Source organism: Gordonia malaquae, assembly GCF_037148075.1.
GTDB lineage: Bacteria > Actinomycetota > Actinomycetes > Mycobacteriales > Mycobacteriaceae > Gordonia > Gordonia malaquae.
This window is the reverse complement of the sequence record NZ_JBBCUB010000002.1, coordinates 266007-288126: the sequence shown is the minus strand read 5'-3', so window position 1 is coordinate 288126 and position 22120 is coordinate 266007. Positions and strand designations below refer to the sequence as shown.

At 65.6% G+C, this 22120-nt stretch carries 22 protein-coding genes and 1 pseudogene; 14 read left to right on the top strand and 9 right to left on the bottom strand.

All coding sequences use genetic code 11. The annotated features are described in order from the left end of the window. The first annotated feature begins 90 nt into the window (after positions 1-90). From WFK36_RS08395 to WFK36_RS08380, 4 genes are read left to right on the top strand one after another with little or no spacing between them, the layout of a single operon-like run. Positions 91-738, top strand: coding sequence for an ABC transporter permease (locus WFK36_RS08395; protein ID WP_174316856.1), 648 nt, complete (start codon positions 91-93; stop codon positions 736-738). After that, on the top strand, positions 735-1961 hold the full coding sequence (locus WFK36_RS08390; RefSeq protein ID WP_336791302.1) for an ABC transporter ATP-binding protein: 1227 nt from the start codon (positions 735-737) through the stop codon (positions 1959-1961). The genes WFK36_RS08395 and WFK36_RS08390 overlap by 4 nt, the downstream gene beginning before the upstream one ends. After that, positions 1958-2710, top strand: a complete 753-nt coding sequence (locus tag WFK36_RS08385; RefSeq protein ID WP_008376305.1) for an ABC transporter permease — start codon at positions 1958-1960, stop codon at positions 2708-2710. The genes WFK36_RS08390 and WFK36_RS08385 overlap by 4 nt, the downstream gene beginning before the upstream one ends. Next, positions 2707-3690: a glycine betaine ABC transporter substrate-binding protein gene (locus WFK36_RS08380; protein ID WP_336791301.1), complete on the top strand. Its 984-nt coding sequence runs from the start codon at positions 2707-2709 to the stop codon at positions 3688-3690. The genes WFK36_RS08385 and WFK36_RS08380 overlap by 4 nt, the downstream gene beginning before the upstream one ends. Here the strand turns inward: WFK36_RS08380 and WFK36_RS08375 are convergent. The 4 genes from WFK36_RS08375 to WFK36_RS08360 form a co-directional block, all read right to left on the bottom strand. Then, the gene (locus tag WFK36_RS08375; protein ID WP_336791300.1) at positions 3680-4984 is read right to left on the bottom strand and encodes a flavin monoamine oxidase family protein; all 1305 of its coding nucleotides are present in this window, start codon (positions 4982-4984) and stop codon (positions 3680-3682) included. The two genes, WFK36_RS08380 and WFK36_RS08375, sit on opposite strands and share 11 nt — an antisense overlap. Then, positions 4981-6339, bottom strand: a complete 1359-nt coding sequence (locus tag WFK36_RS08370) for a flavin monoamine oxidase family protein (RefSeq protein ID WP_336791299.1) — start codon at positions 6337-6339, stop codon at positions 4981-4983. The genes WFK36_RS08375 and WFK36_RS08370 overlap by 4 nt, the downstream gene beginning before the upstream one ends. A gap of 93 nt (positions 6340-6432) precedes the next feature. Further along, a complete protein-coding gene (locus WFK36_RS08365; RefSeq protein ID WP_336791298.1) occupies positions 6433-7035 on the bottom strand; it encodes a TetR/AcrR family transcriptional regulator in 603 nt (200 codons plus the stop codon). 64 nt (positions 7036-7099) lie between these two features. After that, a complete protein-coding gene (locus WFK36_RS08360; RefSeq protein WP_336791912.1) occupies positions 7100-8107 on the bottom strand; it encodes an AraC family transcriptional regulator in 1008 nt (335 codons plus the stop codon). A gap of 158 nt (positions 8108-8265) precedes the next feature. On the opposite strand from WFK36_RS08360, the gene WFK36_RS08355 reads away from it, so the two are divergent. The 5 genes from WFK36_RS08355 to WFK36_RS08335 all read left to right on the top strand — a co-directional run bounded on the left by WFK36_RS08355 (position 8266) and on the right by WFK36_RS08335 (position 13232). After that, entirely contained in the window at positions 8266-9246 is a 981-nt protein-coding gene (locus WFK36_RS08355) for a quinone oxidoreductase family protein (RefSeq protein ID WP_336791297.1), read from the top strand. A gap of 21 nt (positions 9247-9267) precedes the next feature. Beyond that, positions 9268-10149 (top strand): TauD/TfdA dioxygenase family protein, encoded by an 882-nt coding sequence (locus tag WFK36_RS08350; protein WP_008376317.1) that lies wholly within the window; start codon positions 9268-9270, stop codon positions 10147-10149. 94 nt (positions 10150-10243) lie between these two features. Further along, positions 10244-11296, top strand: a complete 1053-nt coding sequence (locus WFK36_RS08345) for a beta-keto acid cleavage family enzyme (RefSeq protein ID WP_336791296.1) — start codon at positions 10244-10246, stop codon at positions 11294-11296. A 23-nt stretch (positions 11297-11319) separates the two neighbouring features. Continuing rightward, positions 11320-12657 (top strand): MFS transporter, encoded by a 1338-nt coding sequence (locus WFK36_RS08340; protein ID WP_336791295.1) that lies wholly within the window; start codon positions 11320-11322, stop codon positions 12655-12657. Beyond that, positions 12654-13232, top strand: coding sequence for an RBBP9/YdeN family alpha/beta hydrolase (locus WFK36_RS08335; protein ID WP_336791294.1), 579 nt, complete (start codon positions 12654-12656; stop codon positions 13230-13232). Before WFK36_RS08340 ends, WFK36_RS08335 begins: the two co-directional genes overlap by 4 nt. On the opposite strand, the gene bluB is transcribed toward WFK36_RS08335, so the two are convergent. The 3 genes from bluB to WFK36_RS08320 all read right to left on the bottom strand — a co-directional run bounded on the left by bluB (position 13217) and on the right by WFK36_RS08320 (position 15350). Beyond that, positions 13217-13864, bottom strand: a complete 648-nt coding sequence (bluB, locus tag WFK36_RS08330) for a 5,6-dimethylbenzimidazole synthase (RefSeq protein WP_336791293.1) — start codon at positions 13862-13864, stop codon at positions 13217-13219. The genes WFK36_RS08335 and bluB overlap by 16 nt on opposite strands. A 187-nt stretch (positions 13865-14051) precedes the next feature. After that, a complete protein-coding gene (locus tag WFK36_RS08325) occupies positions 14052-14519 on the bottom strand; it encodes a nuclear transport factor 2 family protein (RefSeq protein WP_336791292.1) in 468 nt (155 codons plus the stop codon). Between the two features lie 45 nt (positions 14520-14564). Continuing rightward, positions 14565-15350 (bottom strand): SDR family oxidoreductase, encoded by a 786-nt coding sequence (locus WFK36_RS08320; RefSeq protein WP_008376329.1) that lies wholly within the window; start codon positions 15348-15350, stop codon positions 14565-14567. 104 nt (positions 15351-15454) lie between these two features. Here WFK36_RS08320 and WFK36_RS08315 point away from each other — a divergent pair, with 104 nt between their 5' ends. Further along, positions 15455-16318 carry a helix-turn-helix domain-containing protein gene (locus tag WFK36_RS08315; protein WP_336791291.1) on the top strand — a complete coding sequence of 288 codons (864 nt, stop codon included), beginning with the start codon at positions 15455-15457 and terminating at the stop codon, positions 16316-16318. 13 nt (positions 16319-16331) lie between these two features. Here WFK36_RS08315 and WFK36_RS08310 read toward each other — a convergent pair whose 3' ends face one another. Next, the gene (locus tag WFK36_RS08310) at positions 16332-17663 is read right to left on the bottom strand and encodes an HNH endonuclease signature motif containing protein (protein ID WP_336791290.1); all 1332 of its coding nucleotides are present in this window, start codon (positions 17661-17663) and stop codon (positions 16332-16334) included. A gap of 421 nt (positions 17664-18084) precedes the next feature. Between WFK36_RS08310 and WFK36_RS08305 the strand changes: the two are divergent. The 4 genes and pseudogenes from WFK36_RS08305 to WFK36_RS08290 form a co-directional block, all read left to right on the top strand. Further along, positions 18085-18438: pseudogene (locus WFK36_RS08305) on the top strand (helix-turn-helix domain-containing protein); the annotation flags it as partial. Between the two features lie 235 nt (positions 18439-18673). After that, positions 18674-19882 carry a lipid-transfer protein gene (locus WFK36_RS08300; RefSeq protein WP_336791289.1) on the top strand — a complete coding sequence of 403 codons (1209 nt, stop codon included), beginning with the start codon at positions 18674-18676 and terminating at the stop codon, positions 19880-19882. Beyond that, positions 19879-20388, top strand: a complete 510-nt coding sequence (locus tag WFK36_RS08295) for a GNAT family N-acetyltransferase (RefSeq protein ID WP_336791288.1) — start codon at positions 19879-19881, stop codon at positions 20386-20388. The genes WFK36_RS08300 and WFK36_RS08295 overlap by 4 nt, the downstream gene beginning before the upstream one ends. A gap of 6 nt (positions 20389-20394) precedes the next feature. Further along, a complete protein-coding gene (locus WFK36_RS08290) occupies positions 20395-21180 on the top strand; it encodes an acyl-CoA thioesterase domain-containing protein (protein WP_336791287.1) in 786 nt (261 codons plus the stop codon). Here the strand turns inward: WFK36_RS08290 and WFK36_RS08285 are convergent. Continuing rightward, positions 21173-22117 (bottom strand): alpha/beta hydrolase, encoded by a 945-nt coding sequence (locus tag WFK36_RS08285; RefSeq protein ID WP_336791286.1) that lies wholly within the window; start codon positions 22115-22117, stop codon positions 21173-21175. The two genes, WFK36_RS08290 and WFK36_RS08285, sit on opposite strands and share 8 nt — an antisense overlap. Positions 22118-22120: the final 3 nt, after the last annotated feature.

Below are 22120 nucleotides of genomic sequence, written 5' to 3'. Positions count from 1 at the left end.
ACTGCGTCCTGGGATCGTCGATAATCGTATGAACGAACGATTGACTGTGCGAACTGGGCTACGGTCTATATCGATTAGAGGAGAAATCCACTGAACGATATCTGGAATTTCATCAGCCACCGGCGGTCACAACTGGCCGTCGATTCGTACCTGCACGTCAGTGCCGTCATTCAATGCCTTCTTCTCGCGACGGTCATCGGGGTCCTGGTCGGAATCGCCGTGTATCGGAGCCCGGCCGGGTCAGCGATCGCCACCGCTTTGTCGAGCACCATTCTCACGATTCCGTCCTTTGCACTCCTGGGCCTGCTGATCCCGATTCTCGGTCTGGGAGTTCCTCCAACTGTCATCGCGCTGACCATGTACTCGCTGTTGCCGATCGTGCGGAACACGATCGTCGGTCTCGGCGCCGTCGACCCCGCCGTGACAGACGCGGCACGCGGCATCGGCATGAGTCGGCTCCGTGTCCTCACCCGAGTCGAGCTGGTTCTCGCATGGCCTTCGATCTTGACCGGCATGCGCGTCAGCACTCAGATGGCGATGGGAATCCTCGCGATCGCGGCCTACGCCAAGGGGCCCGGTCTAGGAAACCTGATCTTCTCCGGACTGTCCCGAGTGGGCAGCCCGACAGCGATCCCACAAGCACTCACCGGCACGGTCCTGATCGTGATCCTCGCGCTGATCCTCGACGGGATCTACGTTCTGATCGGCCGGCTCACCACCTCGAAGGGAATCCGATGACCGAGAGTCCAGAATCGAGATCCGGTGACGTCTCCGGCGTGGAGATCGTTCTCGATCATGTCTCGAAGACGTATTCCGGCCAGAAGACGCCGGCGGTCGCCGACGTGTCGATGACGATTCCCGCAGGCGAGATCGTGGTGTTCGTCGGGCCGTCCGGCAGTGGGAAGACGACCACGATGAGAATGATCAACCGGCTGATAGAACCGACGTCCGGCCGGATCACCATCGGTGGACGCGACGCGTTGTCGCTCGACGCGAACAAGCTCCGGCAGAGCATCGGGTACGCCATCCAGCAGGGTGGCCTGTTTCCGCACATGACTGTCGCCCAGAACATCGCGGTGGTCCCGAAACTGCTGAAGTGGGACAAGCAGCGGATCGCCGATCGCGTCGCCGAACTCCTCGACATGGTCGGACTCGACGCCGACCAGTTCGCACATCGCTATCCCCGTCAGCTGTCCGGAGGGCAACAGCAGCGGGTCGGCGTGGCTCGCGCGCTGGCGGCCGACCCGCCGGTCCTCCTGATGGACGAACCGTTCGGCGCGGTTGATCCCATCACCCGCGGCCTGCTCCAGGACGAACTCATGCAGCTTCAAGAGGAACTGCGCAAGACTATCGTCTTCGTGACCCACGACTTCAGTGAAGCGGTGAAACTCGGTGATCGCATCGCCGTCCTCGGCGAACAGTCCCGAATCCTCCAGTACGACACACCCGAGGCCATCCTCGCCAATCCCGCCAACGACACGGTCGCGGGCTTCGTCGGGCAGGGCGCCTCACTCCAGCAGTTGAATCTCAAACGGGTCCGTGACGTCGACATCGAAGACCGTCCGACTGCCAGAGAAGACGAACCTGTGTCCGACTTCGCTACACGCATCGACGACTGGGGCGTGATCCTGGACAACCGGGATCGTCCCGTCCGGTGGACGGACCGCGCTCACCTCGCGGGAGCCACGTCGCTCCGGAACGTCGGGCTCCCGCTCGGGGAGATGGTAACCACCTCCTCGACTCTCCAGGACGCGTTGGAGGCGATCCTGGCCGAACGGAACGCATCGACAGTGGTCACGGGCACTCGCGGCCGGTACGCAGGAGTGGTCACGATCGAGACGCTGATCGACGCGATCAGGTCGATGCGTGACGAGCACCGCGGCGATCCGCCGATCGCCGAAGCCGGGCTCGTTGCGAATCCCGTCGAGACGCCTGCGGCGACCGACGGCCCGGCCCGATGACCACCGAGACGAAGGTCGCGCGCTCGACGACCATCCAACTCTGGGCGCAACCGCTCGTGGTGGCAGTTCTCGCGGGCGGCGTCCTCACGTGGGCGTTGAGCAGAGACTTGACCGACACGCAGAAGGCGACGATCAACACCTCGTACATCGCCCAGTTGATCGGCGAGCACCTCGCACTGACCGTGGCGATCACTGCGATCGTGCTGGCCGTGTCCGTTCCGCTCGCCGTCCTCGTCACCCGGAACCGCTTCCGCTGGCTGGCGCCGTTGTTCGTCGGCATCGCGAACATCGGGCAGGCGGCGCCCGCCATCGGTCTGCTGGTGCTCTTCTTCCTGTGGACGGCGACCACCGGCTTCTGGATCGGTGTGCTGCCGGTCGCGTTCTACTCACTGCTGCCGGTGTTGCGGAACAGCATCCTCGGCCTCAACGAGGTCGATCGCGCGTTGATAGACGCCGCGCGCGGCCAAGGCATGTCGGAGGTCCGGATCCTGCTGACCGTGGAATTGCCGCTGGCCGTGCCGTTCATCCTCGCGGGACTGCGGACCTCCCTCGTCCTCGCAGTGGGCACGGCGACCCTGTGCTTCCTCGTCGACGCGGGTGGTCTCGGCATCCTCATCGACACCGGCTACAAACTCCGGGACAACGTGACGCTCGTCCTGGGTGCCGTGCTCGCGGTGAGTCTCGCTCTGATCGTCGACTGGTGCGGCGCACTCGCCGAACGGTACCTGGGACCGAAGGGACTCCGATGAGAAGACGTTCACTGCGCATCGCGGTCGCCGCGACCGTCGCAACCGTCATGGTCGCTGCTGGAGCCGCGTGCGGCCTCGAATCGGGTGGTGCGCTTCCCTTGCCGGTGAAGCCGGGGTCGATCACCGAACAACCCGACCTGGTCGGCGCCAAGATCACCGTCGGCTCGAAGGATTTCACCGAACAGGTGACGCTCGGTTACATCCTGGAGTTCGCGGTGGCCGCGGCGGGCGCGGACGTCCGGGATCTGACGAACATCCAAGGATCGAACTCGTCCCGCGACGCGATGGTGGCCGGACAGGTCGACCTCGCGATCGAGTACACGGGAACCGGATGGATCAACTATCTCGGCAACGAGAAGCCAATCGCCGACCCGACCGCACAGTTCGATGCGGTTCGCGATGCGGACCTCAAGCAGAACGACGTCGTATGGGTGAACCCCGCGCCGCTGGACAACACGTACGCGCTCGCGGTCAATCAGAAGAATCTCGCCTCGCTGGGAGTTCGGACGCTCTCGCAGTACGCGGACCTGGTCAAGCGTGATCCGGGTTCGGCCAGCACATGTCTGGAGACCGAGTTCAGGAGCCGTCAAGACGGTTTTCCCGGGATGGCCAAAGCGTATGAGTTCCCGGTGTCGGCTGCGCCGACGCAGATCCTGCAGACGGGGATCATCTATCAGGCCACTGCGAACGGCAACTGTGCGTTCGGCGAGGTGTTCACGACGGATGGCCGCATCAAGGCGCTGAATCTGGCACTTCTCGAGGACGACCGCCACTTCTTCCCGCACTACAACGCGGCGGTCACGATGCGGTCGGAGACTGCCGAGGCTCACCCGTCTATCGCGAGGGTCACCAAGCCGGTGATGGACGCGTTGACGTCCGAGGAGATGAGCGAACTCAACCGCCAGGTGGACGTCGACGGACGGGAACCCGCCGACGTCGCACGCGACTGGATGGTCAAGAAGGGATTTGTCACGGTCTGAGGTCGGTGATCTCGGCAGCCGCACGCCGGCCTGCGCAGATCGCCCCCTCCAGATAGCCGGGGTGATCGTCGGACGTCTCGGTTCCCGCCCAATGGACCCGACCGGACGCCGTCGAATATGCGGGGAGGTCTGCGCCGACGGTTCCAGGCAGCGGCATCGCGACGTATCCGCCCTCGACAAAGGCGTCCAGATGCCACACCTTGTCGTGCCAGTCGGCAGGAGTGCGGGCGTCGTCTCCGAACAGGTCTCCGAGGACGTCGAGAATGCGAGCCCGGCGTTCCTGCGGGCCGAGATCGTCGAACGTCCGAGCGTCCGATCCTCCGACAAGCACGGTGAGGTGACCTGCCCCGCCGGGGGCAGACGAATCGAAGACGCCGATTCCGATGTCGCCCATCGCCAAGGTCTCCGCGGGACCGTCCTTTCGCCAGAACGGCGTCGGGTAGACGGCGACGGCTTTGTACACCGACCCCATGCGCATCGACCGCTCCGCGTTCGTTCGGCCGTCTGGCAGTCGCGGGTGATGGGCGATGCGCTTCGCCACCGGCGGCGGCACCGCGATCACCACATGATCGGCTGCTATCCGCCCCGCCGAGGTCGATACGTCGACTCCCTCATCGCCCCGTCGCACCGCGGTGGCCCTCACACCGAGCACCACTCGCGCGCCGAGGTCGTCGGCCATGCGATCGACCAGGTGACCTGCTCCTTCAACGATCAGGGACTCCTGTGCGCCACCCCGTGACGAGAGCATTCCCACGGTGCCACCCATCACGCCCACTGTGGTCGCGAACGCACCCAGAGTGACTTTGTCGAGTTCGGCCGTCGACGACACGCCCGCCACCAACGAGAGCAGTCTGCGGGTCCGTGCACCGGGGACACGTGAGATCAGTCGGTCGAGCGTGAGGCCGCTCCACTTGTGGGGCACGCGGGTCCGCGACATCAGTTCGAGCGCGGCGATACTCGCGACCCCGGTGAGCATGGCGGGGGAGTACGGCCGAACCCGGCGACCGCAGTCGACGATGCGCGGAACGCGCGGAGTCTCCATCGGGTAGACCGTTCCGCCGAGTTCGTCGGTCAACGCGAGCAGCCGCTCGTGCCCGGCCCCGACCCACTGTCCGCCGAGGTCGAGCCGGGAGCCGAGGCTCGACGTGACACCGTAGGCGCGTCCGCCGGGTCGATCCGCTGCCTCGACGACGCAGACGTCGAGGCCGGCGCGCGTCAGATCACGCGCGGCGACGAGTCCGGACATGCCTGCGCCGACGACCACGACATCCACGCGATCCGGGAGGCCACTCATGCGTCCGCGCGTCCCGAATCGCGGATCTCGGCCGCAGCGCGGCGACCGGACCTGATCGCGCCGTCCATGTATCCGTTCCAGACATCCGACGTCTCGGCGCCCGCCCAGTGGATGCGGCCGACCGGTGCCGCCAGCGCCCGGCCGTACTGGGTCCACACGCCCGCACCGAGCCGACCGCCGTAGCACCCGCGGGTGAACTCCTCGGCCATCCAATCCTGTTCGATCACCTCGATCGGCTCAGAGGCCTGCGGTCCGAAGTACTCGACCAACTGCGCGATCACGGCAGCCCGACGCTCGTCGGCGGTCTGCTCGGCGGCCGTGCGGGCGTGCGCGCCTTCGATGAATCCGACAAGCACGCCGCAGGAGGCGTCGTTCGGTGAGTTGTCCAGGACCACTCCGAACGCACTGTCCAACCCGAGTACGAACCCGCTCAGACCGTCTTCACGCCAGAACGGGGTGTTGTACGCGACGTGGTACTTGATCACCGATCCCGCAGGCATCTGCTGCGTGAGGGCGTCGCGCGCGGACGGCAGCGGCGGCGAGTACCGGAAGCGTGAGGCCAGTGTGGTCGGCACTGCGACGACGATATGCGACCCGGACACCTGTCCGCCCTCAAACGTGACGACCACGCCGTCGTCGTCCTGCGCGATGTCGCGCACCACAGTGTTCAAGCGAACGCGCTCACCCAGTTCGGCGGCCATGCGCTCGGAGATGAGATGTGTGCCGCCGACCACGCGGCGCTCCTGCGCGCCGCCCGTGGTGGCGGCGAGGATCTCGAGGCTGGTGCCCGACTTCACGTAGAACACGAAATGGAGAAGCGACAACTCGGGAGTCTCGGCGGAGAAGATGGCCGGCACCAGGGTGCGGAACATCCGGATCGCGATGGAGTCGTCGGAGATTCCGGTGAGCCACCCGTCGAGCGTCTGCCGGTCGAGAGTCGCTGCGTCCGGAGAAGCCCATGGCTGTGCGAGGTCGACAGTCGACGCCAGGATCTCGATCTGCTCCCAGATCCGCCCGACCTCGATTGCCACCTCGACCGGCAGACCGAACGTCTCGTCCGAGTACCGCAGCCGCTGACCGTCGACGTACGTGATCGCCTCGCCGTCGTCGTAGGTGGGGAAGGTCTCGAGACCGAGTTCGTCGATGAGGTCGAGGACCACATCCTGCGTCGCGCCGACCCACTGACCGCCGAGTTCCACTGGGACACCGTTCGAGAGGAATCCGCCGTGGTTTCGACCGGCGACACGGTCGCGCGCCTCCAGCACCACAACGCGCTTGCCGTCCGCCACAAGGGAGCGCGCAGCGCTCAACCCTGCCAGTCCGGCCCCGACCACGATCACATCGACGTTCTCCATGCCGCTCTCCTCAGCGCTTGTCACGAACTCAGTCAGTCGTATGACTGTGTCAGGAGTGTAAGGCAGATCACACCAAAGATCCAGAGTCGTGGATCAGGCGGAGATGCCCGCGACGGCGACGACCATGTCGATGACGCGTTCGAGGTCTCGTTCGGAGCGGGCGTTGTCCGGATTCACGACGCTCTGCAAGAGCAGCCCGTCGATTCCGCCGACGAGCAGACGTGCGAGCTGACTGAACTCGAGCGCCGCCGTTTCTCCCGACCGGTCCGCGGCCGCGGTGAACCACGAGGTGACCGCATCGACGTACGAGTCGTATTGGCGGCGCGGAAGTTCTTGCAGCCCAGGAGTTCTCAAAGCGTGGGTGACCAGTTCGTACTGCAGAAGCTGGAGATCCGCATGCTCGACGACGAGACTCGACCAGAACGTCCTGACGCCCTCGCGAATCGAGTTCTCCAACCCTGATTCGACCGATCCGGATGCCCGAAGAACACGTGCGATCTCATCGACGAGATCATCGATCACTGCCTCGAGGAGACCGAGCTTGGTGGGGAACACGTACTGGAGGGTGCCGAGCGGAATCCCCGCCTCCGCAGCCACCACCCGCATCGACACACGACCGACCCCCTCACGCATCAACGCGACACGCGCAGCGTCGATCACCTGCCGACGACGTTCACCCGACTCGACGTAGACCATGCGGAATCCCTCCGATCACGAGCGGCACACCGTGACCGGCGGACCCATCAATCGAGTATCGCAGTCACGTGCCGTCAGACCGCGCAGCCCGCCACTCACGTGGGGTGCAGTCGAACCGCGCGCGAAACCACCGCGAGAAGTTCGACGGGCTCGCGAACCCGAGAATCGAGGCGATCTCGGTCAGCGAGTAGCGGCGACCGGCCACCAGATGGCCGGCGAGGGCCGCCCTGGTGTCGTCGACGACGGCGCTGAACGTCGTCCCCTCCGCGCTCAATCGGCGGTGCACGGTGCGACGGTCGACACCAAGACTCCGCGCCACCTGATCGACCGAACACCGTCCGGTCGGCAAGAGCATCTCGACGAGCTGACGAGTGCGTTTGGCGACCGTGGGCGCATTCTCGGCACTCGTGTCGGCAAGCATCCGTCGTGTGTACTCGAGCAGCTGCGGATCCGACGCGCCGATCCTCGTGTCCAGGTCGGACGCGTGGAACGTGACTCCGTCGAAGTCGCGGTCGTATCGTGCGAGGCCGGAGAACATACGCGTCGCCATCGCCTGGTCGACCGGAGGCGAGTGGGTGAACGACACCGACAGCGGGCGCCACGTCGCAGGCGACAACTCCCTCATCAGCGAGTAGAGCACACCGACACCGAGGTCGATGGACTGCCGGTCCGGAGCGGGAACGCCCAGATCGATCTCGATCCGCACAGTGGCGACACCGTCGGCCTCCGACAGGCTGGTGTGCAACGCCTCGTTGTACATCCGCTCGTGACGAATCAGAAGTGTCAGCGCGTTCCGCATGCTCGACTCTTCGCGGAGCACAAGGCTCAACGGCCCGAGGTGTGACAGCCTGCGGAGTTCGGCGAGCCGCAGGCCGATGTCGTCGCGCTGCGCCTGTGCCGCCGTCGCCTCGAGCAGTTCGACGACGGCCTCCGCGGGAATCCACCTGTCCTGCAGGCTGATTCCGCCCGGATCGAGCCCAACCGATCGGAGCATTCCGAACGGGTCGACTCCGAGCGACCGCGCCAGATCGACGTAGTTCGCCAGCGAGGCGTACCGAGCCAGTGGTTTCACATCACTCCTTTCGACGATAGTGACTGCCATCACGATAGTGTCCCGATATGAATAGTTCCGCGTCCCGTCAGGAACAGTTTATCGAGTTTGTGGCCCATAGTGTCGTTCGCATCACATCACGGCGAGGCCTCCGGGCCACTGAGAGGATCACGATTCACATGGCACAGGCGATTCGCTTCCACAAGGTCGGCGGACCCGACGTCCTCCAGCTCGAAGACGTCGTCGTCGGCGAACCGGGCGCAGGCGAGGTCCGCGTCCGCCACCACGCGATCGGCCTCAACTTCGCCGACACGTACTATCGCACCGGCCTCTACCCGGTCCCACTGCCCAACGGCATGGGCGTCGAAGCGTCCGGCGTGGTCGAGGCGGTCGGCGAGGGCGTCTCCGACTTCGCCGTCGGCGACCGGGTCACCTACACCTACACCGGCAGCCCGCTCGGCGCGTACAGCACCCACTTCGTGCTTCCGGCCCGCCACCTGATCGCGCTGCCCGACGAGATCTCGTTCGAGACCGCCGCGGCCTGCACCATGCGCGGCCTCACCGCCTCATACCTGATGCGCCGCATCACCCAGTACCGCGAGGGTGACACCATCCTCCTGCACGCGGCCGCGGGCGGAGTCGGACTCATCGTCGCCCAGTGGGCCAAGATCCTCGGCCTCACCGTGATCGGCACCGTCTCCACCCCGGAGAAGGCTGCCGTCGCCGTCGCGGCCGGCGTCGACCACATCGTCTACTACCGCGATGAAGACACTGCCGCCCGGGTCCGCGAGATCACCGGCGGCAAGGGCGTCCCGGTGGTCCTCGACAGCATCGGCAAGGCCACCTACGAGACCTCACTCAACTGCCTCGCCAAGCGTGGGCTCCTCGTCTGCTTCGGCACCTCGTCGGGCCCGATCCCGCCGATCGACCCGATGCAGCTCGCCATCAAGGGCTCCCTGTTCGTGACCCGCCCAGGTCTGGCCGACTACATCGCCGACCCGGAAGAGCGTGCCGAACTCGCGGGCGAACTGTTCGGGCACATCGCCGCGGGCCGAATCACGGTCCAGGTCAACCAGAGCTACCCGCTCGCCGAAGCGCCGCGGGCCCACACCGAACTCGAGTCCGGCGCCCTCACCGGCTCGTCCATCCTCACCATCTGACCGCAAGGAGGAGACACCGCCATGACACTCATGCACGACGCACCGCGCACCGCGATCCGGGCCGAACGCCTCACCGCTCACCTCGGAGCCGAACTGTTCGACGTCGACCTGGCCGCAGTCGCCCACGACGACGAACTGTTCGCCCAACTCCGCGGACTGCTCACCGAGCACAAAGTCCTCTTCGTCCGCGACCAGCCGATCAGCCGCGCCGACCACGTCGCACTGGCCCGCCGCTTCGGCGAGTTGGAGGACCACCCGGTCGCCTCGTCCGATCCCGACCACCCGGGGCTCGTCCAGATCTACAAGGACCTCGACAGCCCGGCCGAACACTATGAGAACGCCTTCCACTGCGACGCCACCTGGCGCGAGTGCCCGCCGTTCGGCTCGATTCTGCGGTGCGTCGAAGGACCCGCGGTCGGAGGCGACACCATCTGGGTGGACATGGTCGCCGCCTACAACGCGCTTCCGGCCGACGTCAAGACTCGCATCGAGGGCCTGACCGCTCGGCATTCCATCGAAGCCAGCTTCGGCGCCGCGATGCCGGCCGAGAAGCGCGCGGGTCTGCACGCGTTGTACCCCGACGCCGAGCACCCCGTGGTCCGCACCCACCCGGACACCGGCGAGAAGATCCTGTTCGTCAACGCGTTCGCCACCCACCTGACGAACTTCCACACCCCCGACAACGTGCGGTTCGGCTACGACTACGCGCCCGGTGCGTCCGAGCTGCTGAATTACCTGGTCCGCCAGGCGTCCGTACCCGAGTTCCAGGTGCGCTGGCGGTGGACGCCGAACAGCTTCGCCATCTGGGACAACCGCTGCACCCAGCACTACGCCGTCCAGGACTACTGGCCTGCCGTCCGCCGTATGGAGCGCGCAGGCATCGTCGGCGACCGGCCGTACTGACCCCTCGACTGCGCTCGGGGACCGACTCGACTGCGCTCACAGACCACCCCTCGACTCCGCTCGGGGAACCTATCAATCACACAAGGAGATCACCATGTACTTCCACGACGACTCGTTCTTCCCCGAGACCCAGGAGAAGCAGGTCATCACCGTCGCACCGTATGGCCCGGAGTGGGAGGTCGACGACTTCCCGGAGGACCTGCCGCTCAGCATCGACCAGCACGTCCAGCAGGCCGTCAACTGCTACGAGGCAGGCGCCACCGTGCTGCACATCCACGTCCGCGAACTCGACGGAAAGGGCAGCAAGCGGCTCTCCAAGTTCAACGAGCTCCTCGCCGGTCTGCGTGAGGCCGTGCCGGACATGATCCTGCAGGTCGGCGGCTCGATCTCGTTCGCACCCGAGGGCGAGGGCGCCGACGCCAAATGGCTGTCCGACGATACCCGCCACATGCTGGCCGAGCTCGACCCGAAGCCCGATCAGGTCACCATCGCCATCAACACCAGCCAGATGAACATCATGGAGCTGATGACCGAAGACGACATCGCAGGCACCTCGATGCAGCGCCCCGAGCTGTACGACACGTACCGAGAGATGACCGTGCCGGCCGGCCCCGCATGGGTTGAAGAGCACCTGCGTCGTCTCACCGCCAACGGCATCCAGCCGCACTTCCAGCTCTCGAGCATCCCGCAGTTGGAGACCGTGGAGCGCCTGATCCGTCGCGGCAAGTACATGGGCCCGCTCAACCTGACCTGGGTCGGCATCGGCGGCGGCTTCGACGGCCCCAACCCGTACAACATCACCAACTTCATGCAGCGCGTCCCGGACGGCGCGATGCTGACCCTCGAGACGCTGATGCGGTCGGTGCTCCCTGTCAACACCCTGGCCATCGCGATGGGTCTGCATACCCGCTGCGGCAACGAAGACACCATCTGGCGCCACAAGGGCGAGAAGATCACGTCGGTCGAGCAGGTCCGCCAACTCGTCCGCATCAGCAACGAGCTCGGCCGCGAAGTCGCCACCGGCAAGGAAGCCCGCGACATCTACCGCATCGGTGAGCAGTACGACTCGGTCGACGAGACGCTCGCCAAGCTCGGCTACGCGCCGAATCGTCAGCCCGGTCAGCTCGGTTTCACCCAGCACGCGTAAGGATTGAGACGACAATGGCCCTCATGACGCCTCGCGCGGCGCTCGATGCACCGGCCACGGTTGATCTGCCTGTGGGACGCACCTCGTCCCGCAGGCGGATCTACCCGTGGATCGTGTTCGGACTCGCATTCGCTCTACTGCTGTCGGATTACATGTCCCGGCAGGTGCTCGCCGCGGTCTTCGTGCCGCTCGGGGAGGAACTGGCCCTCGACAAGGGACAGCTCGGTTCGCTGATCTCGGTCGTCGCTCTGATGGTCGGACTGCTCACGCTGCCGATCTCGATCCTCGCCGACCGGTGGGGCAGGGTCCGCAGCCTGGTGGTCATGGCGATCCTGTGGTCGATCGCCACACTGGCGTGTGCGTTCGCGCAGAGCTACGAACAGCTGCTGATAGCTCGCTTCTTCGTCGGAGTCGGCGAGGCCGCATACGGCAGTGTCGGCATCGCCTTGGTGCTGAGCCTGTTCGCTCCACGTGTTCATGCGGCCCTGTCCGCGGCGTTCATGGCCGGCGGATCGTTCGGGACCATGATCGGGACCGCCGTAGGCGGTGTCGTCGCCGTCCACTTCGGATGGCGCTGGTCGATCGGCGCGATGGCTGTGCTCGGCCTGCTCCTCGTCGCAGCGTTCAAGGTGATCGTCACCGAGACGAGGGTCCGCCGGCATCAGGCCGTCGACGACGCCCCCGCCACGCCCGCGAAGGTCGAAACGCCCAAGGGTGCCCGAGCTCCGCTGTCGAGTCTGTTCACCAATCCCGCCGTCATCTGTGCCTATCTCGGCAGTGGCCTCCAGATGTTCATGGCCGCCGTGATGTTGACGTGGCTGCCGACGTTCTTCAAAGAGGAGTACACGATGACCGTCGACAAGGCGGGCGGCGCAGCAGCGTTCTTCGTCCTCCTCGTCGGCACCGGCATGATCGTGTGCGGCGTCATCGCCGACCGCGTTAGTCGACAGGACCCCACCCGCAAATGGACCGCAGGCATCGGATTCTGCTCGTTCGCATTCGTCTCGTTGATGATCGCGTTCCAGCTTCCGACCGGCGGACTCCAATTGACGCTGATGGCGGTCGGCGCGTTCTTCTCGGCAGGTTGTTCCGGCACCACGGCCGCGATGGTCGCGTCGCTGACCCACAAGTCGGTTCAAGCGTCAGCCATGGGAACGCTGACCTTGGCGAACAATCTCCTCGGCCTCGCCGCGGCGCCGTTCATCATCGGCGTTCTCGCCGACCACATGTCGCTTGCCGACGCCCTCGCGATCGCACCGTTGGTCTACCTCCCGGCAGCCGCCGCGATGTGCATCGGCCGACGTCTGCACCCGCGTGGCCTAGCGAAGCTGCAGGCCCTGTCGACGCGAGTCGACCGATGAGCACGCCGACGGTGGTGATCGTGCCCGGCCTCCGCGGCGATGCACCGGCGCACTGGCAGGAGCTGTACGCTGCTCGGACACCCGGTACGGTCACCGTCGGATTCCCGCCGAAGGACCGGTGGCACGACCTGCACGCCCGCACCGCGCTCATCGAAGACACGGTCGCCGACGTCAACGGTGCGGTCATCCTGCTCGCCCACAGCGCAGGTGTGCTCGCCACGGTTCACTGGGCGCGGACCCACGGTACGTCGACAGCCTCGGTGATCGGTGCCGTGCTGGCGACGCCGCCCGACTTCGACGTCGACTGGCCGGCACTGCACCCGCGACCCGCCGAGTTGGCCGCCGAGGGGTGGACGCCGATTCCGCGTTCCAGGCTCCCGTTCCCGTCGGTCCTGGCGGCCAGTCGAAACGACCCGCTGGCACGTATGCGAACCAGCGCCGGATTGGCCGAAGTGTGGGGCAGCAGGCTCGTCGACCTCGGAGACGCGGGGCACCTCAATCCCGCATCGGGATTCGGCGAGTGGCCGCTGGTGGACGACCTGATCACCGAGATCGCGCTTCAGCGCACCTCGTAGCGGACCTCCGGGGAAGTGCGAGACTGCCACCCGAGCCGCTCCAACTCCGGTGTCTGCTCCAGCGTCTCCGGGTAGCCCACACACAGATATCCGACAAGAATCCAGTCGCCCGGGACGTCCAACGCCCGGGCGACTGCGTCTGGTTCCACGATCGACACCCAGCCGACACCCACACCTCGAGCGCGGGCGGCCAACCACAAGGTGGAGATCGCCGTGACCACGGAGTACTCGAGCGTTTGTGGCATCGTTCGTCGTCCGAGGCCTGCGCCCTGATCCGGTTCGGGGACGCAGAAGACTGCGAGGTGGACGGGTGCGTCGTCGAGTCCGGCGAGCTTGAGACCCGTGTACATCTTCGCCTTCTCGCCCCGATAGCCGTCCAGGGCTTCGGCGTTGCACCGCTCGAAGTTCGCCTTGACCGCCGCGCGGGGAGCGTCGGACACGACCTGGACCCATCGCCAGGGTTGACTGTTGCCGACCGACGGGGAGAGTTCTGCGGATGCGAGGATCTCATCGAGGACGCCGTCGGCGAGCGGATCGGGCCGAAACCGACGGACGTCGCGGCGCCAGCGAAGAAGTTCGTCCAGTTCGTCGACGAACTCAGCGCTGAACGTACCGTCCTTGTTCGTACCCATCGGCCGACCGTACCCCTAGCCGGGTTGCGAAACTCACTTCGCCTGTCTCGACGGCCCGATGGACACCTGGCCGCGTTGTCGTCGGTCGTGATACCTACCGGTATCCCTCCCTCCTCCGCCTTGCCAGCCGCCCATCGGATCCGCCGATCCTAGGCGGAAGAGTTTCGCAACCCGGCCTGCTAACGACTCAGTTGACCGCCGGTCCCGGTGTGATGTGCCATCCGCCTGCCGACAGGATCCCAACGGCCTCGTAGGTTCGGTCGTAGCCTGTCGAGGAGATCTTCCAGCCGTCGTCGGTGCGCCGGTACTCGTCGCGATAGAAGGCGGATCCGATGATCATCCGGTCGTAGTCGGGGACGATCACTCGGTCCTGCAGATACCACGATCCGGTTGCGGTGTCGCCGTCGACGCGGATCACGGGGTGGTCCACACGATGTTCGGTGATCAACGTGCCCTTCATCGCGCCGCGGAAGTAGTCGAGCACCGCATCGCGGCTCGTGAACGCGAGCTTCTTTCCGCCCATCTGAGTGCCGTAGTCGGTCACCACGTCGTCGGTGAGCGTCTCCGCGAGGGCGTCCCAGTCGCGGGTGTCGACGGCTCGCAGATAACGGTACTTGAGTTCTTCGATCTCGCGGATCATGTCGGGAGTGGTCATCGGGAGCCTTTCATCGGGGAGTGGTGTGGCGGTTGTCGGCGAGTGTCACAGGTCGGGGATCGGCAGTGCGAAGTTCGGGGCGCCGAGACCGCCGTCCACCTCGACGATCTTGCCCGTCATGTATCGGCCGGCGTCGCTGGCGAGGTAGACCGCGGTAGCGGCGATCTCGTCGGGTTCACCGATCCGGCGCAGCGGTGTCTTCTGCTCGATGGCGGTCCGCATGTCGTCGTTCTGTGCGACGTAGCCGAGCGCGGGCGTGAGGATCGACCCTGGTGCGATCGCGTTCACTCGAATGCGCGGGGCGAGGTCTTCCGCCGCGAGTCGCGTGTAGTGGGCCACTGCGGCCTTGGCGGTTCCGTACGCCAAGTAGCCGCGGCCGGCGAACCGTCCGATCGATGACGACACGTTGATGATGGATCCGCCGTCGTCGTTCTTCAGCATTTCGGGCACAGCAGCGAGGCAGAGTGCGTGTGCTGTGCCGACGTTGAAGGAGAACGCTCCCACCAGGTCGTCGACCGACGTGTTCATGAACGGTTTGGGCATCGCGCCGCCGACGTTGTTGACGATCACGTCGAGCCTGCCGAAGTTCTCCGTCGCGGCCGTGACCAGAGCCGCCGGATCCGCGGACGCCAGATCGAGTGGGACGCTCACGGCACGACGTCCAATGGCGGTGATCTGCGACGCCACGTCCGCGAGGTCGGAGTCGGTGCGCGCCGAGATGACGACATCGGCGCCCGCCTCGGCGAATCCGAGCGCGATCGCCGCGCCGATTCCGCGTCCGGCCCCGGTCACGATCGCCACGCGCCCGTCCATCTGAAACTTCTCGAGCATGTTCCTTTGACCCCTTGCTAATCGAATATTCGATCAATACGGTGTGAATATCCGGCACACCGTAGCCGCATCAACCGCTCGAAACAAGAGGGGACGCGCCGCACATGGCCGGTTCACCACCCACTCGTCGTGTGGTCGAGACGATCCAACTGCTCAGCGAAACTGACGAGCCTCGCACGATCGCTCAGATCGCCGACACCCTCGGCATCACCCGACCCACGATGTCTGCGATCCTTTCCGAACTCGACAGCGCGGGATGGGTGGTCCGCGACTCGTCGCGCGGCTACCGTGTTGGCGCCGCGGTTGCCGGACTGTCGCGCAGAGAGCCGGGGGAGTCGTCGATGGTCACTCCCGACGTCATCGCTGTCATGGAGGAACTCGCCGCCGAGACCGGCTGCGGCACCACCCTCAGCAGATTCACTGCCGACCGGATGACGGTCGTCGGCAAGGTCCACTCGCAGACTCGCCCGGTTCCCGGACTCGGTCTCGGACAGTCGTTGACCGTCGGCTATCCCGCGGGTGCAGCCGTGATGGCGATGCGCGGGGAGGACGAGCAAGCGGCGTGGGCCGGAGCGCATGGCGCTGACCCGGACCGTCGTCACGGTGTGCTCGACGTCGTGCGGGCGCTCGGCTATGCGGCGTATCGTCCCGCGTCCAGCGACGCGTCCCTTGTCGAATCGCTCGCGGATCTCCTCGGGGCGGTCGGGCCGATGTTGATCGACCCCGCCGTCCGTCGATCGGCGACGCGACAGCTCTCCGAGTTGAGTTCGCGCGCATATCGCTTGGACGATCTCAACACGCGCAGCCCGCTGCCACTCAGTTATCTCGCTGCGCCGGTTGCACAGCGCGGTTCGACCGATTACGAGTTGCAACTCGGTGTTCTGAGATCGGCGGTGCCTGCCGCCGAACGCACCGACCTCGGTCGTGCACTGGTGGAGGCAGGGTCCCGCGTGAGCGCCCTCTGGTGACTGCCCGGCCATCTCACGCCGCGTAGGCACTGGAGGTGAGGGTTCTCCTCGCGTGGGACCTGATCGGGATCCGCGGTCGATCGGGCCGTGCCGGGTCGGCCGGTTCGAGGAACCAGGGGTGGCCGTCGTGGCCGATGAACACCTCCCACCCGGACTGGTGAATCAGGGTGTGGTGCATCCTGCACAACAGCACTCCGTTGCCCAGGCTGGTCTCGCCTCCTTCTGACCAGGGCGTGCAGTGATGGGCGTCAGTCCAAGTCACTGGGCGTCCGCAGCCGGGGAATGCGCATCCGCAGTCCCTCGCAGCGAGGGCCTTCCGAATGCCGGGTGTCATCAATCGCTGTTCCCGTCCGACATCAAGCGGGACTCCTTCTCCGTCGACGGTGATCCTGGCAACCGCGGAGGTGCACAAGCTCAACGCGACCGTCGCCGGCGACACCGGGCCGGTGAACCCGAGCCTCGCGACCCCATCACCCGGCGCTCCGGCGGTCGGGATCACAATGCTCGCGTGCGGCAGGACACCGCCGCTGGTGGGTCGGTCCGATCCGGACAGATACGTCCGGATGATCTGCCCGAGCGCATCAGCCCTGCGCTGCCTCGCGGACCGCGGATCAGCCGTGCCGTCCGGCAACGGCACAGGCCTGCACAGCGGATCTAGAGCCGCGTTCAACTCTTCACCGGTCACGACGTCGAGATCTACAGTGGCCTCGACGCGTCCTTCGTCGTTCAGATACAACGACATCTCATTGAGTTCCGGATTCTCCGACGCCGGAACCAAAACTGGATCATCGGACTCCGCAGCCAACGCGATCGCCTCCTGCTTTGCCGCGGCCTTCACCTCCGCGGGGGTGGTGTTCAACGCCAACTTGCGAGCCAACCGCTGCTGCTCGCCTGGGGCGAGCGGAACCCGCTTCGCAACGGTCGCAACACCGACTCCGATCGCATCGGCGATCTCCGCCGACATCGACCCGTCGCGCATCCCACGCCCGACGTTGGCGAACCGCTCGGCGTGATGACCATTGCGAACAATTCGATCCGCCACAGCGGGTGGTACACCGATTTCAGTCAGCAGCATCCTCGCTGACCGGAGGTGTTTGCGGAACGGGATCCCCGCCCGCTCCGCGGTGCGAACCAATTGCGCTTGGGCCGCGTCGAGAACATTGCGGGCCCGCGCGACTTGCACAATCGCCGACAGGATGTCGGCATCATCGGCGCCAACCTTACTCGCCGACGCCAGACGGCACGCCAACCTGGTCGACTGCCCGGAGTCAGTCTCGGTGGCGGTGGGTGGTGCGAGTTCGTCGACGATTCTGTCGGCGAGCTCGCGCACAATAGACGTGAACATGACAAACCCCCTTCTAAACCTAAGGTGCGTGGCAACAAACGTGAACCGACCAACGGTTCGGCAGTGACCTCCGACAGCACCACTCATCCACAAGCGGGTGGTGCCCGTCGGCGGTCACGTGGTGCCGGGTCACCAGCCCGGCCAAGTGCCGCTGCGAGTCTCCCGCGGCCCGCACTCTCACCCGAGGAACGAGCAGTCTGTAACGGGTTCGCCTGACTGCAGCGCGCTATCGACTTGTCAAAGAACCTGCGCCCCCGGCGTCAACCGGAAACTAACTACATGATATAGATCACCTCTGACAAAAACGTTTGTTCGAGCGCACGGACCGCGTGTTATGTCGCAGGACATCGGTGACAGTTCTGCATCAGGACATCGGTGACAGTTCCGGTGGTTCAGGTGGTGACACTTAGACGATCAGTCGATGGCTGCGAATGAACCGATTGATCCTCGTGTGCGCCTGGCGATTTCCCAGTGGCCCGACGATGCGCCGCGCGGTGCCGTGGCGACCTTTTGCATCGAGCACGGCATCTCCCGGCAGTCGTTCTACAAGCTGCGTAGACGATGTAGGCAGGAGGGCCAGGCGGCGATTCTCGAACCCCGATCCCGCCGGCCGCGATCGAGTCAAACGAAGATCGCCGACGACGCCGTTAGCGAGGCTGCGCAGGTCCGGGCCGCGCTCGCGGCGTCAGGTCTGGACCATGGACCGATCAGCGTCTACGAGAAGATGACCTCGATGGGCCTGGATCCTCCTGCAAACAACGAAAGCCCCACCCGGAACGACGTACGTCGGCCGCCGCACAAAAGCCACGCCACCACAACCGTCACCGAAGTCCTGACACACCAACCGTCACCGATGTCCTGACACAGAACTGTCATCGAAGTCCGGATACATCACAAATGAACGGACCGCGGAGATCGCCTCGACGAAAGCCGAACGGGCAAATTCAAACACCCTCGGCTCGTCGTGCGGTAGAACCGGTTACAGAAATCGGAGACGGAAGAGGAAAAGAATGGCAGGCGACAGGGTCTTCGTCATAGGTGTCGGGATGACCAAGTTCGAGAAGCCCGGGCGACGTCGGAACGACGACGGCTCGGTGTGGGATTACCCCGACATGGCTCGAGAAGCCGGAACAGCAGCTCTGGAAGACGCCGGCGTCGACTACACCGACATCGAGCAGGCCTACGTCGGCTACGTCTTCGGTGAGTCGACCGCTGGTCAGCGTGCCGCGTACGAACTCGGCCTGACCGGCGTACCGATCGTCAACGTCAACAACAACTGTTCGACGGGGTCGACTGCGTTGTTCATGGCGGCTCAAATGATCCGCGGCGGCCTCGCCGACTGCACCCTGGCCTTGGGATTCGAAAAGATGCAGCCGGGCTCCCTTAGAGCGACGTTCGACGACCGCGAGAACCCCCTCGCACAGCACATGACCGCCCTCGGGAAGATCGCCGACTTCGCGATGCCGCCCGCGCCGTGGATGTTCGGCGTCGCCGGCCGCGAGCACATGCAGCAGCACGGCAGTACGGCCGAGCACTTCGCGAAGATCGGCGTCAAGAATCACCGACACTCGGTGAACAACCCGTACTCGCAGTTCCAGGACGAGTACACCCTCGACGAAGTCCTCGCGTCGCGCTCGATCTATGAGCCGCTGACGAAGCTGCAGTGTTCGCCGACGTCGGACGGTTCCGGCGCCGTTGTGCTCGCGTCCGAAGCGTTCGTCGACAAGCACGGCCTCGCTGGGCGAGCGGTCGAGATCGTCGGACAATCGATGACGACGGACTTCGCGAGCACCTTCGACGGATCGGCGAAGAATCTCATCGGGTACGACATGAACGTGCAAGCGGCACGACGCGTGTACGACCAGTCGGGCCTTGGCCCGGACGAGTTCCAGGTGATCGAGCTACACGACTGCTTCTCAGCGAACGAACTGCTGCTATACGAGGCTCTCGGACTGTGCGCCGAAGGCGACGCGCCGCGGCTGATCGACGGCGGCGCGACAACTTACGGCGGCAAGTGGGTCGTGAACCCGTCCGGCGGCCTCATCTCGAAGGGCCACCCCCTCGGCGCAACCGGTCTCGCCCAGTGCTCTGAACTCACATGGCAGCTTCGCGGTGACGCTGACAAACGCCAGGTAGACGGCGTGACCGCAGCACTCCAGCACAACATCGGGCTGGGCGGTGCCGCAGTGGTCACGGCCTATCAGCGAGCGGATCGATGACGATCCGACTCGCGCGTTCATCAGAACTGTCGACGATCGGAGAGATCGAACGGGCAGCGGGTGTGCTCTTCGCGGAGATCGACATGGCGCCGGTCGCGTTCGACGAACCGATGACGATTGAGGAACTCGAACCGTTTCTTGCGAACGGTCGTCTGTGGGTGGCGGTCGACGCGGACGATCAGCCGATCGGCTACGCCTGCGCCGCCGAGGTCGACGGAGTGACCCATCTCGAGCAGGTGTCGGTGCACCCCGCCTACGGGCGCTCGGGGATCGGTACGGCGCTGATCAACACGGTGATCGACAACGCCCGGACGAGCGGCTCATCCGCGGTCACCTTGACGACCTTCGTCGATGTCCCATGGAATGGGCCCTACTACCGGCGCCTCGGCTTCGAGTTCCTGACGACCTCGAGCGAGACACCGGGACTGCGCGCAATTCGCGCGGCGGAGGCCGACCACGGCCTCGACCGATGGCCACGCGCTTGCATGCGCCTGGATCTGGACTGACCGCGGATGGCCTTCTTCACGGTCCGAGACGACACGTCCTTGCACGCGGAGCTGCTCGCGATCAGTCCATGGTCGGCCACCCAGGTCGGCGGATACGCGGTCTGCGGCGCCCTCGCGCGGGCCGTCGAAGCCGAGATGGCCGACTCCGGATTGTCGCCCCTGCGGTTCACCGTCGACCTTGTGAAACCGGTCCGGTCCGACGGATTCACGACGCGAACCACGGTGGTCAGGCGGGGCCCGCGGATGTCTGTGGTCGACGCCGCAGTAGTGCAGGACGGCGAAGTGCGAGCGCGCGCGACATCGGTGTTCGTCGTGCCGAGTGACGAACCGCCGGGGGAACTGTGGCAGTCCGCCGATCCGCTCCCGACTCCGCCGGAAGGCGCGGACGCAGTCGGGCCGCCGCTGATCAGCAGCGGACACAACGCTTGGTCGCGTGACTATCGAATGCACCAGAACGCCGGACGCAAATCTGCGTGGCAGACGTTCCCGCCACTCGTCGCGGGAGAAGACATGACGCCGTTCCAACGCGCGGTGACGATGTCCGAGACCACCAGTCTGGTGTGCCATTGGGGCACCGAGGGCGCCGGTTTCATCAACACCGACGCCACGCTGGCACTGGTCAGGCTCCCGATCGGCGGCAGCGTGGGTCTCCGCGCCGACAGTCAGGTCAGCAGCGCCGGACTGTCAGTGGGCACAGCGACGATGTTCGACAGGCATGGCGTCGTCGGACACTGCACCGTCACCGCGATCGCCAACGCGCGCCGCCAAGTGGATCTCGGCGGGATCATCTGAACTCGGCGAGCCGCTCCTGGCAGAACCTGTCGACGGCGTCGACCATCTGATCCAGACCGGGCTGCTCCAGCGGATAGTGTCCGGCGTTCTCCAGTATCACGATATCCACCGGCACTCGCGATACACGGTTCAAGAACGGCGTCGACAGCGGGAGTGGCGTCCACCTGTCCGCTCCCGGCTGGGTCAGGAGAATCGGGCAGACGTCGAACCGTTCGGCAGCTTCGGGCGCACGGTAGTTGAGGTACGAGTCGAGAAACGCCACCGACACCGAGTTGCCCGCGGATGTGCGGTCGCGGTAGCAGTCCTTCTTCGCGGCAGAAGAGTTGACCAGGGCCCGCATCTTGCTCACCCAGCGCATCGGGACTCGTGCCCGCCGGGCGGGAGTACGGGCCAAGAATTTCATGACGGGCCCGCCCACGGCGCCTGTCACCGGATCGAACGCCGTGTCGCGACGCACCTTCGCCGACGACTGGTCGAGAAACGTCATGCCGACGATCCCCGCGACGATCCGGTTCGTCGACGCCACGTGAAACGTCTCCATGCCACCAGCGGACAGACCGTACAGCACGATGGGCCGACCGTCTCGTTCCTTCTCAACCAGCGCCGATCCGATCCGGACCCAGTCGTCATATGTGACGAGCGAGTCGTCGGCGACGTCGGTGACGCCATAACCCGGCATGTCGATCGCCACTGTCTCGTAGCCGCGGGACGCGAGCGGCCGCCCGAGGATGAGTGACATCTGGCGGCCGTTCGTCCCGACGCCGTGCAGCAGGAGCACTTTCACCGGCGCTTGCGGATTTCGGTAGGCGTCGAGATGGATGCGGTGACCGCTATGCTCCCACCACTCCTCGGCCGGCTCCGTCTCCGATGTGAGCCGATAGGCCTCGGGAAGGTGCCGCTGAACAGTTCTCCAGGCGTCCTGAGTTCGGTAGTCCACCCG